This window comes from Paraplanobispora takensis (assembly GCF_016863195.1).
Taxonomy (GTDB): Bacteria; Actinomycetota; Actinomycetes; order Streptosporangiales; family Streptosporangiaceae; genus Planobispora; species Planobispora takensis.
Genome location: NZ_BOOK01000010.1, coordinates 233245 through 249296, shown reverse-complemented (window position 1 = coordinate 249296; position 16052 = coordinate 233245). Strand labels below are relative to the sequence as shown.

General features: G+C 71.9%; 12 protein-coding genes. 4 read left to right on the top strand and 8 right to left on the bottom strand.

The genetic code is table 11. The features are described from left to right. The first annotated feature begins 2 nt into the window (after positions 1-2). Complete coding sequence (locus Pta02_RS08645) at positions 3-1949, top strand: hypothetical protein (protein WP_203874163.1); 1947 nt, start codon at positions 3-5, stop codon at positions 1947-1949. 12 nt (positions 1950-1961) lie between these two features. On the opposite strand, the gene Pta02_RS08640 is transcribed toward Pta02_RS08645, so the two are convergent. Then, positions 1962-2435: a hypothetical protein gene (locus Pta02_RS08640; RefSeq protein WP_203874162.1), complete on the bottom strand. Its 474-nt coding sequence runs from the start codon at positions 2433-2435 to the stop codon at positions 1962-1964. A 179-nt stretch (positions 2436-2614) separates the two neighbouring features. Between Pta02_RS08640 and Pta02_RS08635 the strand changes: the two genes are divergently transcribed. The 3 genes from Pta02_RS08635 to Pta02_RS08625 all read left to right on the top strand — a co-directional run bounded on the left by Pta02_RS08635 (position 2615) and on the right by Pta02_RS08625 (position 7484). After that, positions 2615-3859, top strand: coding sequence for an MFS transporter (locus Pta02_RS08635; protein WP_203874161.1), 1245 nt, complete (start codon positions 2615-2617; stop codon positions 3857-3859). A gap of 120 nt (positions 3860-3979) precedes the next feature. Beyond that, positions 3980-5152, top strand: a complete 1173-nt coding sequence (locus Pta02_RS08630; protein WP_203874160.1) for a sensor histidine kinase — start codon at positions 3980-3982, stop codon at positions 5150-5152. A gap of 100 nt (positions 5153-5252) precedes the next feature. Next, positions 5253-7484, top strand: coding sequence for a molybdopterin-dependent oxidoreductase (locus tag Pta02_RS08625; RefSeq protein ID WP_203874159.1), 2232 nt, complete (start codon positions 5253-5255; stop codon positions 7482-7484). Between the two features lie 34 nt (positions 7485-7518). Here the strand turns inward: Pta02_RS08625 and Pta02_RS08620 are convergent, their stop codons facing one another. From Pta02_RS08620 to Pta02_RS08590, 7 genes are all read right to left on the bottom strand, one after another. Then, positions 7519-8415 (bottom strand): hypothetical protein, encoded by an 897-nt coding sequence (locus Pta02_RS08620; protein ID WP_203874158.1) that lies wholly within the window; start codon positions 8413-8415, stop codon positions 7519-7521. 178 nt (positions 8416-8593) lie between these two features. Beyond that, on the bottom strand, positions 8594-10981 hold the full coding sequence (gene cutA, locus Pta02_RS08615; RefSeq protein ID WP_203874157.1) for an aerobic carbon-monoxide dehydrogenase large subunit: 2388 nt from the start codon (positions 10979-10981) through the stop codon (positions 8594-8596). A gap of 64 nt (positions 10982-11045) precedes the next feature. Then, positions 11046-11531: a (2Fe-2S)-binding protein gene (locus tag Pta02_RS08610; protein WP_203874156.1), complete on the bottom strand. Its 486-nt coding sequence runs from the start codon at positions 11529-11531 to the stop codon at positions 11046-11048. Then, entirely contained in the window at positions 11524-12456 is a 933-nt protein-coding gene (locus Pta02_RS08605; protein ID WP_203874155.1) for an FAD binding domain-containing protein, read from the bottom strand. The genes Pta02_RS08610 and Pta02_RS08605 overlap by 8 nt, the downstream gene beginning before the upstream one ends. Next, the gene (locus Pta02_RS08600; RefSeq protein WP_203874154.1) at positions 12453-13820 is read right to left on the bottom strand and encodes a uracil-xanthine permease family protein; all 1368 of its coding nucleotides are present in this window, start codon (positions 13818-13820) and stop codon (positions 12453-12455) included. The genes Pta02_RS08605 and Pta02_RS08600 overlap by 4 nt, the downstream gene beginning before the upstream one ends. A 193-nt stretch (positions 13821-14013) precedes the next feature. After that, positions 14014-14235 carry an RNA-binding S4 domain-containing protein gene (locus tag Pta02_RS08595; RefSeq protein WP_203874153.1) on the bottom strand — a complete coding sequence of 74 codons (222 nt, stop codon included), beginning with the start codon at positions 14233-14235 and terminating at the stop codon, positions 14014-14016. 59 nt (positions 14236-14294) lie between these two features. Continuing rightward, positions 14295-15857 (bottom strand): PucR family transcriptional regulator, encoded by a 1563-nt coding sequence (locus Pta02_RS08590; protein WP_203874152.1) that lies wholly within the window; start codon positions 15855-15857, stop codon positions 14295-14297. Positions 15858-16052 lie beyond the last annotated feature (195 nt).

Genomic DNA, 16052 nt, shown 5'->3' with positions numbered 1-16052 from the left:
CCGTGGCGCCGACCGACGAGTTCTGCGGCATCGACCCCGGTGAGATGAGCCGGATGGCCGCGGACCTGCGGGACGCCTCCGCCGGGCTGACCGCCTTCTGCGCCGAGTTCGAACGCAGGCTCGGCGCGAACGGGGTCGGCACCGCGGCGCTGCGGGAGATCTCCGAGATCGCCGAGTGGGGCCGCGGCCAGGTCTCCGCGCTCCGCGACCGGGCCGACCTGATCCAGGCCCTGAACGGCGGGGACGACCGGGCGTTCGTCAGCCTCCCCGGCGATCTGGAGTCCTTCGAGACCGCCCGGGGCCTGGCCCGGATGTACGGCCACGACATCTTCGTGAACTTCAGCGGCGAACTGCAGGCGGGGCTCATCCACGAGCACGCCGACGAGGTCGCCCGGCTGGCCGGCCACCCCCAGGCCGCCGCGGCCTTCTTCGCCCTGCTGCCCCCGCATGTCCGCGACTCGCTGGCCACCCGGATCGCCCGCACGGGCAGCCAGACCGCCAAGGCCGACCTGTCGGCCTTCGGCAGGGCCCTCGGCGCCGCCCTGAGCGCTCCCCCTGCCGTCCCCGCCTTCGCCGAGGTCAGGAACGACCTGCTGAAACCAGCAGACAGGGCCACCGCGTGGAACCGGCTCGCCCTGCTGCAGGGCGTGAGCCTCCCCGCGGCCGTCCGCAGCGCGGCGGCCCGGTCCCTGGCGCTGGACGGGTTCACCGGGGCGCCCCGGCAGGACTGGCGGGCCGCCGGGCCCGTCGAGACGAGGGCCTACGACCTCTCCCCCGACCTGGTGGCGCTGGGCCTGGGACTGCTCGCCGGGGACGGGACGGCCGCGCGGGAGGCGTTCACGAAGATGGGCGGGGCCGACGTCAGGCTCGGCCGGGCCGACAAGATGAAGCAGATCCTGGACTACGCCCTGACGATCGACACCGGAGACGACGTCGCCGCCGCCTTCGGCCGGGCCGTGGAGGCCGGCACCGGCGTCACGACCGAACGCCCGGGCGATCACCGCCCGGCCGCCGCGGCCTTCGCACTGGACACGATCCTGGCGGCGGGCTCCCTCGGCGAGAAACTGCCGGAGGCGGCCCGGGGCTCCATGAGCACGATCGCGAAGTCGTACGTCCACGAACTCGCCTCGGGCGGCCGCTTCGACAAGGCGGTCTACCGCACCTCCGGCATGGACCTCCCCGACAACTGGATCGCCGTCCCCGGCGTGACCCCCGCCTTCTACCTCAGCCCCCGCGACACGTTCGGCTTCCTGCGGACCTTCGCCGGAGACAAACGCCTGACCGACGACTTCGACACCACCATGGCCCGCTTCCGCTACGACACCCTGACCACCGCAGCCCGCCTCGACGCCCAGGGAACAACCAGACACTTCGAGGACGCAGCGAGGATGTTCGGTGACATCGGCGGTCTCGAGTTCAAGGCGGCACTGGAAGTACGGGGCGATAAGGATGCCACGGACGACCTGATCCGCGACGTCATCAAGAACAGTGCGTCACTCGGGATCGACGGCATTCCCCTCGCCGACCCGTTGGCCCAAGTGGGTTGGGAGATCGCCAAGGCCTACGGAGTCAGTTCCTTCCTCGACGGCTGGGCCGACAGCTTCGAGACGCGGGTCGAGGAGCTCACGGCCGCCCGGTCGGACTTCGTCCTACGTCAGAAGTATGACCTGGCCCATCTGCTCCACAGCGCCGGCTATCCAACCGCGGACATACCTGCGGAACTCATCAGCGAGAAAACCGGTGACCTCAAGACCTATGACGAGCTCGTCGCCGAGGCCAGACGCGAGGCCGCAGGTAAAAATAAGCGTTGGGAGCAGATTCTCAGTGAGAATCTGACACCTTACGAGCGCTGGATGGACAGCGACGACAGGCTGGACAAAAAGATCGAGTACTCTTCCCGCTTCCAAAGCAACGAGCAGGCGAGAGAACTCATGAAGATCTGGGGCTGACCTGGTTCGATTTCAGCCCGGCAGGCATCTCGTCTCCGCGCGCAGCCGCCACGTAGGAGGTTCCGGCATCACGTCCACAGCGATGGTGATGCCAAAATTCTCCTTCGCTCCCCGAACCAACCGTCCGCTCTCACTATCCGCCTGGCTGAAATCGTGCTCCAGTTTGTAACCGAAAAATTGAGAAAGAGTGTTCTCCATCACCCCCTGAGCCCGGTCCAGGTGAGCGTCTAGCGGTTCATCCGCGCGTTCGTCATCAGCGGTAGCCCTCAACACTCGTTTGAACGTGCCGTCGCCACAGGGGATGTCCTTGGCCGGACGCTCCAAAATCTGGAGTTTACTGAGTGGATTCTTGAAAAGCTCGTCGGTCTCCAGGCGTTGGGTGTCCTTCTGCAGCTCCGCCGCCGCGTCCTCCAGCGACGGTCCCGAAGCGCAGCCCGTCATCACCGCCAGCGCCGAGACGACGGCCAGCATCCGGGCGACGCGCATGCCGTACCTCCGGATCGGTGTGAACACCGGGACCCACCAATCTTGACCCACCGCCGTCTCCCCGTCAGAGCTTTCCCGTACGGGCTCCCGCTCCTTGCCGCGGCGGCGGCGGAGTTCCGGCCTGATGGTCCGGCGGATGGGGGTTGCGGGAAGACTGCGATCATCGCCACGATACCCGGATGACTTCCGCCAGCCTGTTCCGGCACCGGAACTTCATGCTCCTGTTCGGTGCCGACACGATCAGTCAGATCGGCACGCAGATCAGCCTGCTGGCCCTCCCGCTCGTGGCCGTGGTGGCGCTGAAGGCGAGCCCGTTGGAGACGGGGCTCCTGGTGGCGGCGGAGACCGCGGCCTTCCTGCTGGTGGGGCTGCCCGCGGGGGTGTGGGTGGACCGGATGGCGCGACGCCGGATCCTCCTCGCCGCCGACCTGGTCCGGGGGGTGCTGCTGGCGTCGGTCCCGGTCTCCTGGTGGCTGGGGGGCCTGAGCATGCCGCAGCTGTACGGCGTGGCGCTCGGAACGGGCCTGGCCACGGTCTTCTTCGACATCGCCTACCAGAGCTACCTGCCGAGCCTGGTCAGCCGTGACCGGCTGGTGGACGGCAACGCCAAGCTGGAGATCGTGCGCACGACGGCGGGGGTGGCCGGCCCGGCCGTGGGCGGCGGGCTGGTGCAGTTGCTCACCGCGCCGGTCGCGGTGCTGGTGGACGCGATCAGCTTCCTCGGCTCGGCGCTGTTCCTGGGGCGGATCGACGCCACCGAGCAGGTGCCGGACCGCGCCGGGCGCCGCGGGCTGCTCAAGGAGATCGGGGAGGGCCTGCGGTTCGTGGCCGCGCACCGGATCCTGCGGATGGTCGCCGCCTCCACCGCCACCGGGAACTTCGCCAACGGCGTCTTCGTGGCCGTGGAGATGATCTTCCTCGTCCGGGAGCTCCGTCTCGTCCCGGGGCTCGTCGGCCTGCTGTTCTCGGCGGCCGCCGTCGGCGGCCTGGTCGGCGCGGTCGTCGTGAGCCGGGCCGCCCGCCTGGTCGGCTCGGCGCGGCTCATCTGGCTGTCCATCCTGGTGACCCAGCCGTTCATGTTCCTGGTGCCGCTCACCGAACCCGGATGGCGGCTGGGGCTCTTCGTCGTCGGCAGCTTCATGAACTCCATCGGCGTGGTGCTCTACAACGTCAGCCAGGTCAGCTTCCGCCAGGCCGTCACCCCCGAACGCATGCTCGGGCGGATGAACGCCACCATGCGCTTCGTGGTGTGGGGCACCCTCCCCCTCGGCGGCCTCGCCGGAGGGCTCCTGGGCGAGGCGTTCGGCGCCCGCACCACGCTGTGGATCAGCGCGGCGCTCACGTCGCTGTCGGCGGTGCCGCTCCTGCTCTCCCCTCTGCGCGGCATGCGCGATCTCCCCGACCCCGAGACCGCCGAGACCTGACCCGCGGACCCCGGCGCGCCGCGGACGCCGCCGGACCGGCGGAACACGGTCACCGTTTGCCCCTGACCCTTCGCCGGTTGTTATCGTTGCAGGTTGAGGCGCCTGCTACCGGGGGGAGCGATGGCGGATCAGAAGGCCGCGCCGGAGGAGGGCACCGGACACGCCGCGCGGCAGATGGCACTGGTTTTCGTCATGGGGGTGGCCCTGACCCTGGCTGGACTGCTGATAGCGCCGCCCGGGGATCGAGGGGCGGTCATAGTGATCGCGGCCGCCCTCCTGGCCCTGGCCGCGGGGACGTGGCTGTTCCCCTGGGAGCGGTTCGATCCCCGGCTTCCCCTGGTGCTGTGCCTGCCGGTGCTGGGGATCCTGGGCTATTGCACGCTGGCCTTCGAGGGGAGTTCGGTCGGCACGGCGCCGTTCTTCATGCTGTTGTTCGTCTGGGTGGGCCTGCACTTCCCGACGACGGCAGTCCTGGCCATGGGGCCGCTCACGGCGCTCGCCTACGTGGTCCCGCTGGCCGTCGACGACCGGGGGGCGGTGGTGGTGATCGGTGCGACCCTGTTCGTCCCCACGGCGATGGCGGTGGGCGCGCTGATCTCCCGGCAGGTCAACCGCCAGCACCGTGCCCGCGAGACCATCCAGCGCATGGAACGGTGGCGCGCGGCGCTGACGGCCACGCTGGCCCACGACGTGCGCTCCCCGCTGACCTCGGTCCAGTTCGCATTGGAGACCCTGGACGAGGACGGCGACGTCCTGCCTCCGGAGCAGCGGCACGCCATCATCGCCTCGGCGCTGCGTCAGACCAACCGGATCCGCCGGCTGGCCACCAGCCTGCTGGACGCCGAACGCATCGACAGCCGTGGCCTCCATCTCGATCTGCGGCCCATCCGGCTGCACGCCGCGGTCGAGGACGCCGTCAGCTATCTGACCGCCCCGGTGGGGATGGCGGTCGACCCCGACCTGACGGTGCGGGCCGATCCGCAGCGGCTGGAGCAGATCCTGGTCAACCTCACCGCCAACGCCATCCGCCACGGCGCCCCGCCCATCATCGTCAGCGCCGAGCCCACCACCGGGGGCATGGTGGCCGTCCACGTGCGCGACCACGGTCCCGGTGTGCCCGAGGAGAAACGCGAGGCCCTGTTCTCCCGGTTCAGCAGCGCCGACACCAGCCCCGAGTCGGTCGGGCTGGGACTGTGGATCACCCGGGAACTGGTCCGCGCGCACGGCGGCGACGTGCAGCACAGCCCCGCCGACCCCGGCACCCGCTTCACCTTCACCATCCCCGCCGCCTGACCCCGCGAGCCGATCCCGCGGCGCCGTTTTCCGCTCGCCCGCAGACAACGGAATCTCCTTCGGCTAGCCTGAGTTCAAAAATCGAACACAGGGAGCCCGAATGGACTGGAAGCCCACCGCCTGTGTGCTCTGCGCGTGCAACTGCGGGATCGAGATCCGCCTCGACGGGCGGAGGTTCGACCGGATCCGGGGCGACAGGCGGCACCCCTCGTCCCGGGGATACACCTGCGAGAAGCCGCTCCGGCTCGACCACTACCAGAACGGCGCCGACCGGCTGACCCACCCGCTGCGCCGCCGTCCGGACGGCACCTTCGAGACCGTCTCCTGGGAGATCGCGATCACCGAGGTCGCCGGGCGGTTCGCGGCCGTGCGCGACGCCCACGGCGGGGAGTCGATCTTCTACTACGGCGGCGGCGGGCAGGGCAACCACCTGGGCGGGTCCTACGCGGGGTCCTTCATGCGCGCCCTCGGCGCCCGCTACCGCTCCAACGCCCTGGCGCAGGAGAAGACCGGCCAGTTCTGGGTCGGGGACCGGATGTTCGGCAACGTGGCCTTCGGCGACGTCGAGCACTGCGAGGTGGCGCTGTTCATCGGCAAGAACCCCTGGCAGTCGCACGGCATCCCGCGGGCCCGTCCCGCGCTGCGCGAGATCGCCCGCGACCCGGACCGCTGCCTGATCGTGGTCGACCCCCGGCGCACCGAGACCGCGGAACTGGCCGACATCCACCTGCGGGTACGGCCCGGCACCGACGCCTGGCTGCTGACCGCCCTGGCGGCCGTCCTCGTCCAGGAGGAGCTGGTCGCCACCGAGTGGCTGGCCCGGCACGCCGTGGGGCTCGACGAGGTCACGACGGTCCTTTCGAAGGTCCCGGTGGCGGAGTACGCGGCCGGCTGCGGCGTCCCTGAGCAACTGGTCCGCGGCGCCGCCCGGCGGATCGCCGCCGCCGACGGCGTCGCCGTCCACGAGGACCTGGGCGTGCAGATGTCCCCGCACTCCACCCTGAACAGCTATCTCGACAACCTGATCTACCTGCTCACCGGGAACTTCGGCCGCACGGGGACGAACAACCCGCCCATCCCGTTCGCCCCGATGGTCTCCTTCTCCCACTGGGGTCCCCGGCGCGACCGCCTCAGCCCGGTGGCCGGGGCCCGCATCATCTCCGGCCTGGTCCCGGGCAACGTGATCGCCGAGGAGATCCTCACCGACCATCCCGCCCGCTACCGGGCGATGTTCGTGGAGACGGCCAACCCCGTGCACTCGCTGGCCGACTCGGCGCGGATGCGCGAGGCCCTGCAGGCGCTGGACCTGCTGGTGGTGGTCGACGTCGCGATGACCGAGACCGCCCGGCTGGCGGACTACGTGCTCCCCGCGCCCACCCAGTTCGAGAAGTGGGAGGCGACGTTCTTCAACTTCGAGACCCCGTCGAACTACTTCCACCTGCGCGCCCCGGTGCTGGACCCGCCGCCGGGCTCGGACCTGCTGCCCGAACCCGAGATCCACGCCCGGCTCTGCGAGGCGCTCGGCGCGGTCCCGGACCTCGTCCCGCTGCGCGAGGCGCTGTCTGCGGGCCGGGCCGCGTTCGCCGAGGCGTTCCTGGCCGCGGTGTCGGCCGACCCGGCGCTGGCCACGGTCGCCCCGGTCGCGCTGTACCGCACCCTCGGTCCGTCCCTGCCCGACGGCGCCGCGGCGGCGGCGTCCCTGTGGGCGCTGGCGCACAAGGTCGCGTTGGCCCATCCGCAGGCCGTACGGCGGGCCGGGATCCCGGGCGAGGGCCTGGAGCTGGGCGACAACCTCTTCGACGCCGTCCTGAACGGCCGCTCGGGCGTGGTGTTCGCGGTCGACGAGCCGGGCGACGCGCTCGCCCGCGTCGGCACGCCGGACGGGAAGATCCATCTGGAGATCCCCGAGCTGCTGGAGGAGATCTCCCGGCTCGGCGGGGTCCCGCGCTCCGACCCCGCGTTCCCGTTCGTGCTCTCCGCCGGGGAGCGCCGCGCGTTCACGGCCAACACCATCGTGCGCGACCCCGCCTGGCGCCGCCGCGACGGCGCGGGCGTGCTGCGCGTCAACCCGGACGACGCCGCCGATCTCGGCCTGGCCGACGGCGGGGCGGCCCGGCTGACCACCCGCCGGGGCAGCGCCGAGGTCACCGTGGAGCTGACCGACAGCCTGCAGCGCGGTCACGTCTCGCTGCCCAACGGCCTCGGCCTGGACTACGGGGGCACGGTGACCGGTGTCGCCCCCAACGAGCTGACCTCCGCCGAGGACCGCGACCCCTATGCCGGCACGCCGTGGCACAAGCACGTCCCGGCCCGCGTGGAGGCGCTGCGCTGACCCCTCGGGACCGTCTCCGGGTCCGGGAGACCGGTCAGGGCTTCATCGTCCGCCAGGACGCGTAGTGGTGGACCGCGATGCCGGCGAAGGCCGGGTGGGCCCGGGCAGCCGAGTCGACGCCGGCCAGGACCGTGGCCATGCGCGCGGCGCCCTCCTCGTGGAAGGTGCAGTGCGGGCAGTCGGACAGCGGGCCGGTCTCGGCGGACAGCCGGACCGGCTTGCCGGCCTTCGTGCCGCGGGCGAGGATGTCGGCGCTGACGTCCGTCATCGAGTTCGGCCCGGTGGCGGTGTCGCGGTAGCTCATGACGGTGACCGCGTCCACCCGCGCCAGCACCCCGTCGGCCAGCGTGGCGCCCGAACCGGTGGGGATCGTGTGATACCAGAACGGGATGTCGGCCTCCAGCGGGCGCGAGTCGTCGGCCTGCAGCAGCCGCAGCATCTCCACCAGGCCCGCGGCCAGCGCGGCCTGGTCGGTCTGCCAGGCGGGCAGGGCGTACGGCTCCACGTCGACGTGGCTGCCGGCGAACAACCCGGTGCCGAGGACGGCCCGCTGCCAGGCCCGCGCCGCGGCGTGGTCGGTGGCCCACGCCGGGTCGCCGCCCAGCGCGCTCAGCCGGATGCGGGCCTTGTCCGCACCGCGCTTCAGCTCCCGCAGCCTCGTCATCCGGGCGGTGTCGGAGGGCAGCCCCGCCGCGGCGTGGACGAAGATCTCCTTCACGCCCCGGGCCTTCGCCCAGGCCAGCACGTCCGCCGGCTGCGCCGTACCGATGTCCCACAGCCACATCGCCCGCGTCCCCGCCGCCGCGGGCTTCAGCCCGGTCGCGGCCGAGGCGGGGGCGGGGAGGATCACGCCCGTCAGCAGTGCGACGGCGAAGAGGAGGAAGAGGGACCAGCCGGTCCTGACCGCCGCGCTACTCGATCCACTGCTCATCACGCCCTGCCCTTCCCCGGGTTCCGGCCGCCGATCCGTGGCGGCAGCCGAACCCATCGGGCCCGGTGGGCGTGACCTGAGGTTTTCCGCACCCCTTCCGCAACAATTCGCCACCCGGGGCGCAACCTCCCGGGCGGCCCGGCCCGGCGGACCCGGGAGGCCGCGCGGTACGGCGGGCTCAGGAGGCGGCGCGGCGCAGGTCGAACAGCTCCGACGGGGAGATGGGCATCTTGTCGATCGCGATGCCCTCGGCGTCCTCGACCGCCGAGGCGATCACCGCCGAGACCGGGATGACCCCCGCCTCGCCCGCGCCCTTGATGCCCAGCGGATTGAGCGGGGACGGGGTCTGCAGGTGCGCCGTCTCCACGTGCGGGACCTCCGTGGCGTACGGCATCAAAAAGTCCATGAACGAGGCGTTGAGCAGCTGGCCGTGGCCGTCGTAGACCATCCGCTCGTACAGCGCGCCCCCGACGCCCTGGGCGACGCCGCCGTGGATCTGCCCCTCGACGATCATCGGGTTGATGAGGTTGCCGCAGTCGTGCACGACGGCGTAGCGCAGGATGCGGATCTCGGCGGTGAGCGGGTCGGTCTCGACGATCGCCGCGTGCATGCCGGAGGCGAAGGTCGAGCGGATCGGCGAGTAGTAGTCGCGCCCCTCCAGGCCCGGCTCGTCGCCCTCCGGCACCGGCGGTTTGTCGAAGGAGGACGCCCCCGCGAACTGCGTGGCGCGGGCCGCCTCCTCGTCGAAGGCATAGCGCAGCGGGTTGGACAGCACGGCCACGGTGGCCAGCGGGATGGCGGCGCCGGGCGTGCCGGCCACGTGGACCATCCCGTCGGTGATCTCCAGGTCGCGGGGGTCGGCCTCCAGCGCGTCGGCGGCGATCCGCAGCGCCTTCTCCCTGACCTTGCGGCAGGCCAGCGCGATCGCGTTGCCGCTCATCACCGCGGCGCGCGAGGCGAAGGTGCCGACCGCGTAGCCGAACCTGCGGGTGTCGCCGGTGACGACCGAGACCCTCTCCAGCGGCACGCCCAGCTCCGCCGCGGCGATCTGCGCGAACGCGGTCTCGTGGCCCTGGCCCTGCGAGGTCAGCCCGGTCGAGACGTGCACCCGGCCGTCGGAGGTGACCTGGACGTGCCCGCCCTCGTACGGCCCGACGCCGGTGCCCTCGACGTAGCAGCCGATCCCGATGCCGATGCGCCTGCCCTCGGCCGCGGCCCGCTCCTTCTCGGCGGGGAAGGAGTCCCAGCCGATCAGCTCCTTCAGCATGCGCAGCGACTCGGGGTAGTCGCCGCTGTCGTAGATCAGCGGGCGGCCGTCCTGGAAGATCAGCCCCTGGTCGTAGGGGAACTCCTCGGGCTGGATGAAGTTGACGGCGCGCACCGCCGTACGGTCCAGCCCGAGATGGTCGGCGATGCGGTCCATCGTGCGCTCCATGCAGAACACCGCCTGCGGGCGGCCCGCCCCCCGGTACGGCGTGACCTGCACGGTGTTGGTGTAGACGGAGGAGAACTCGACCCGGTAGGACCCGATCTTGTACGGCCCCGGCAGCTGGGTGGAGGTGATGATCGGCACGATGATCCCGTACGGCGTGTAGGCGCCGTGGTCGTGCAGGATGCTCACCTCCAGGCCGAGCACCCGCCCGTCGTCGTCGAAGCCGACCCGGACGAACTGCACCTGGGCCCGCTCGTGCGCCGAGGAGACGAAGTGCTCGCGCCGGTCCTCGGTCCACTTCACCTCGCGGTCCAGCAGCATGGCCGCCCACGGGAGCAGGACCTCCTCCGGCCACGGGTGCACGATCTTCACGCCGAACCCGCCGCCGACGTCCGGCGCGATCACCTCGACCTTGGGCAGCGGCAGGCCGAGCTTGGCGGCCACGGCCATGCGGACGCTGGTGGAGGTCTGGGTGCTGGAGTAGACCCGCAGGGAGGAGTCGTCGGCGTCCCAGCGGGCGTACACCCCGCGCCCCTCCAGCGGCGTGGACGCGCTGCGCTCGATGTCCAGCCGGAAGGCCAGCGTGTGCGGCGCGTCCTCGATGACCTCGCGCACGTCGAGCCCGCCGGCCGAGGGCACCTCCTGGACCATGTGCGCGCCGACGTTGCCCGGCACGTCGTCGTGGACGAGCTGCGCCGACTGGGCGGCCTCCTCCACCCCGACCACCGGCTTGAGGAGCTCGTAGTCCACCCGGATCAGCGCGCAGGCGTCCTCGGCGACATAGCGGTCGCGGGCGACGACCATGACGACCGGCTCGCCCACGTGCCGCACGCGGTCGCGCGCCAGCGGGTAGGCCGTGCGGCCGTGGGTCAGGGCCGGGTGCGGGATGAGCAGCGGCAGCGGCTCGGCGAGCCGGTCCGGCAGGTCCTCCCAGGTGTAGATCGCCACCAGCCCGTCCACGTCGAGCGCGGCCGACACGTCGATGTCGCGGATCACGGCGTGCGCGTGCGGCGACCTGACGAACGCCGCGGCCAGCGCGTCGCGGCCGAGGTCGTCGAGATAGCGGCCGCGGCCGGTGAGCAGGCGCGGGTCCTCCCGGCGCCGGACGGGCTCTCCGAACAGCTTCGTCGTCACCGCTCCGCCTTCCGCGCGCCCGGTCGACTCCGGAGGACCGCCGCGGTGCGCGGCCGCCGCCCGGTCACGACTCCTCCGCCATGATCTCGGCCGCCCGGTGGACGGCCTTGACGATGTTCTGGTAGCCCGTGCACCGGCACAGGTTGCCGGAGATCCCCTCCAGCACCTCCTCCTCGGTGGGCACGGGGTTGTCCCGCAGCATGGCGGTGACCGTGCACAGGAAGCCGGGGGTGCAGAAGCCGCACTGCAGGCCGTGGCACTCGGCGAAGGCCCGCTGCACCGGGGACATCCGCTCGCCGTCGGCCAGGCCCTCGACCGTGGTGATCTCGTGCCCGTCCACGGTGACCGCGAACGTCAGGCACGAGCGGACCGGCTCGCCGTCCAGCAGCACCGTGCAGCACCCGCACACCCCGTGCTCGCATCCCACGTGCGTGCCGGTCAGGCCCAGGTCGTGCCGGAGGCAGTCCGACAGCAGGCGCCGCCCGGGGACCGCGGCCCGCCTGACCGTCCCGTTGACCACCAGCGTGATGTCGTGCGTCCGCTCAGCCATTCAGGGCCTCCCTCGCCGCGTCGCGCAGCGCCCGCTCGGCGAGCACCCCGACGAGGTGCCGCCGGTAGCCCGCGGTCGCGTGGATGTCGTCCTCCGGCTCGGCGCGGTCCTGTACGGCGCGCGCGGCCCCGGCCCAGCCGGCGGAGGCGGGCGGGCGGTGCCCGCACTCGCCGGTGACCTCGACGAGCAGCGGGACGGGACCGGCGCTCACGCACGCCACCGCGGCCGAGGTGATCCGCAGGTCGTCGTCCAGGACGACCAGGGCGGCGACGCCGGCCAGCGCGTAGTCGCCGTGCCGCCTGGCCACCTCGCGGAAGGCGGTGCCCGAGCGCGGGGGCAGGGCGGGGAAGAAGGCGGAGACGGCCAGCTCGCCGGGACCGGCCGCCGACTCCAGCGGGCCGGTGAAGAAATCGCCCGCCGGAACGTCCCGCACGGTGAGAGAACCGCCCGCCGGGACCTCCGGTGAGACGGAGACGCCCGCGGCCGGGGTGCCGGGCCCGCCGCGCCGCGCCAGCCGTACCGAGCCGCCGAGCAGGGTGAGCACCGCGGGGAGCTCGGCGGCCGGGTCGGCGTGCACGAGGCTGCCCACGACGGTGCCCCGGTTGCGGACCACCGGATGGGCCACCAGCCGCAGCGCCTGGCGGAGCAGGGGCTGGGCGGCGGCGGCCGGTTCGGAACGCTCCACCTCGGCGTGCCGGGCCAGCGCCCCGATCCGGACCCCGTCCGGCTCCGCCTCGACGCCCGCCAGCTCGGTCAGGCGGTTGATGTCCACCAGGTGCCCGGGAGCGGCCAGCCGCATGTTCAGCAGCGGGATCAGGCTCTGGCCGCCCGCGAGCACCTTGGCCCGCTCCCCCTCCGCCGCCAGGACGTCGAGCGCCTCGGCGACGGAGCGGGGGGCGTGATAGTCGAAGGGGGGTGGCTTCAACCGGTTGCCTCTCGTTCGGGGTGGTCGTCGCGCGGCCCGGGGTAAGCGTCGCGGCGGGAGAGGGCCCGGAGCAGGTGATAGCCGCCGAGCACCACGATGGTGCCCAGCGCGATGCCCGAGAGCGTGAAGTCTTCGGTGATCACCATGTCGACCGGGCCGATCGCCATAATGATGCCCGCGCCGATGGGCACCATGTTGACCGGATCGGAGAAGTCGACCCGGTTCTCGATCCAGATCTTGGCGCCGAGCAGGCCGATCATCCCGTAGAGGATGACGGTGACGCCGCCGAGCACGCCGTTGGGCGTGGCCGCGACCAGCGCCCCGAACTTCGGGCACAGGCCGAACAGGATCGCGATGACTCCGGCGATGTAGTAGGCGAGGGTCGAGTAGACCCGGGTGGCCGCCATGACGCCGATGTTCTCCGCGTAGGTGGTGGTGGGCGAGCCGCCCGCGGCGCTGGCGACCATGGTGCCGACGCCGTCGCCGATCAGCGCCCGGCCGACGTAGGGGTCGGCGTCGACGCCGGTCATCTCGCCCACGGCCTTGACGTGCCCGATGTTCTCCGCGATGAGCGCGATGACGGCGGGCAGCACCAGCAGGATCGCCGAGGCCTTGAAGTCGGTGGGCAGGTGGAAGTCCGGAAGGCCGATCCAGGGGGCGTCGGCCACCGCGTCGAGGCTGACCCTCGGGTGGGTGTCCACCTGGCCGGTGGCGGCGTTGTAGGCGGTGATGTTCCCGAAGATCCGGTCCGCCGCCCAGGACAGGATGAAGCCCGCCACCAGGCCGATCAGGATGCCGATCCGGCCGATGAAGCCCTTGAACAGCACGATCACCACGAAGGTGACGAGCATGGTGATGAGGGCGATCCACTGGTCGGCGGGCCAGTAGAAGCGGGCCACCACGTAGGCCAGGCCGAAGCCGATCAGCATGACCACCGCGCCGGTGACCACCGGCGGGAAGATCCGGTGGATGATCTGCACGCCCAGCCGGTGGATGAGGTATCCGCACAGGGCCAGTACGGCTCCCGCCACCAGGATCGCGCTGGTGACCGTCACGCTGTCGCCGCCGCCCGCGCGGATGGCGGCCACCGCTCCGACGAAGGACGCCGAGGTGCCGAGATAGCTGGGGATCTTCCCGTTCACGATGAGCAGGAAGAGGATCGTCGCGATGCCCGACATCATGATCGCGACGTTGGGGTCGAGTCCCATGACGACGGGGAAGACGAACGTCGCGCCGAACATCGCGATGACGTGCTGGGCCCCGAACCCGACCATGCGCGGCCAGGACAGGCGTTCCTCAGGCTTGACGACCTCCCCCGGCGCCAGGGTGCGTCCGTCTCCGTGTTTGGTCCATCCTGCAACCATCAAGCCCACCTTTCCCGGGCCGTCGGTCGGTGGCCGCCCCGCAGGCTCCCTCCGGCGGATCTTTCACTGCTGCCGTTGCGGGCACATTAGGACCGTGAACCCGCCCTCACATCGTCATGATCTGCCAAATCTGAGCCGCCGACCAGAGGACGGCTTACGCACAACCGGCGGGGACACCCGGTGAGGGACCCGGTCAGCCTCCTGCAGCGACCACTTCGATCTCGAAACCGTCACCGGTGACGACCTGACCGGCGCGGATCTTGCAGGTCTTGCGGAGCTCGACCTCGCCGTCCACCATGACGTTCCCCTCGGCGATGAAGTGCTTGGCCTGGCCGCCGGTGTCGGTGACGGCGCAGTACTTCAGCAGGTCGCACAGCGGGATGTAGTCGGTCGTCAGTTCAAAGGTCTCTCGCACGCCCACAGCTTAGGACCCGGCCCCCCTGCCGGGCCTCAGGCACCGCGTGTCAGCGGTGGTCAGATGCCGCGCATCCGCAGGACGTGCAGCGCGAGGGTCAGGTTGAGCCGCAGGTGGGCGTCCTCGGTGAAGTTGCCGAGCATGCGCTCCAGCTTGCCGATCCGGTAGCGCAGCGTGTTGTAGTGGAAGTGCAGCCGCCGGGCCGTCTCGGCGACGTTGAGGTTGGTCTCCAGCAGCACCTGGAGGGTGCGGCGCAGGTCGGCGTTCTCCGCGTCGTCGTCGGAGGCGAGCTGGCCGAGGGTCTCGCGGACGAAGGCGTGCAGCTCGGCGGTGTCGCTGACCAGGGAGAGCAGCCGATAGACGCCGAGCTGGTCGAAGTGGGCCACCGCGCCGGGCCCGTGGAGCTGACGGCCCACCCGGGCGGCCTTCAGCGCCTGGCCGTACGCCTCGGGAAGCGTCTCGGCCCCGGTGGCGGTACGGCTGGCGCCGGTGGAGAAGGTCGCCGGCAGGCACTCGGAGAAGGCGGCTGCCGCGTCCTTGGCCAGCCGTACGGAGTCGGCCGCGGCGTCCACGACGGCGACCACCTCGTGGGAGAAGCCGGCCACCGCGCCGCGCGGGTCGTGGCGGCGCAGCGCGGCGCTCCAGCAGGAGATCAGGCGGTCCTGGGCGGTCCGCTCGTCGCTCTCGGGGTCGAGCTCGGCCACCAGGACGACGACCGGGCGCTCCAGGTCCCAGCCGAAGGCCGCGGCCCTGGAGGCGACCCGCTCGGAGGTGCCGGCCCTGCCGGTGAGCACGTCGCGCAGGAAGTCGGCGCGGTACTTGCTCTCGACGGCGTTGACCGCCTCCTGCCGGGTGACCACGAGCGCCGCGACCGTGGCGGCGCGTTCCAGGATGCCGACGTCGTTGTCGTCGATCGCCCCGGCGGGGCCGTAGGCGACGATGCGGCCGTGGTGGTGCCCGCCCGCCACGACGGGCACGACGGTGCGGCGCTCGTCGGGGACCCCGCGCATGGCGGCCACGTACTCGGGCGGCCCGGCGGCGGCCAGCGTCTGACCGGCGCCGTCGACCACGGCCACGGCCACGTCGAGCAGCCCGGCCACCTCGGCGGTCACCTCGCGCAGCCCGCCCCCGGCCAGCACCACCTGCACCAGCGCCCGGTGCGCCTCCTCGGCCCGTGCGAGCACGGCGGCCTGCCGGTTGAGGATGTCGGTCAGGACCTGGTTGAGGATGTCGTCGAAGCCGACGTCGTCGGGGAGCTGGATCAGCGGGAAGCCCAGCCGGTCGGCCTGCTCCACCATCTCGTCGGGCAGCTCGTCCAGATAGCGGCCGAGCTTGATGGCCAGCGCGGCCAGGCCCCGGTCGTCCAGGTCGGTCACGAGCCGGTCGAGCGACTGGGGCGTGTTGCGCAGCGGGTAGCCGGTGGTGAGCAGCAGCTCGTGCGGCTTGACCCAGGCGAGGATGTCGGGGACCTCCATCACGTTGAGCCGTTGCACGATGCGGTCCAGGCCCCGCTCCCCCGCGATCAGCCGGGCCCCGGCCAGGGTCGAGACGCCGAGGACCTCGCCGACGGCGACGCCGTGAGTGATCGTTCCGGTGCTGGCCAGGCGCACGGGGGGTTCCATGGAGCGATTGTTACCGACGGAACCGTCTGTCAGGAAGAGCCAACCTTTGGGCGGACTGTTGGCAGCTTTCTCCGTACGGGGCTGATCGCGTGCCGTTCTACCGTCGGGCCATGGATGGTGAGGGCCGGTGACGGTCGGAACGCGCCCGCGAACACACCGGGCGCACACACGGGCACAGGCGACCGGTGCGGCCAG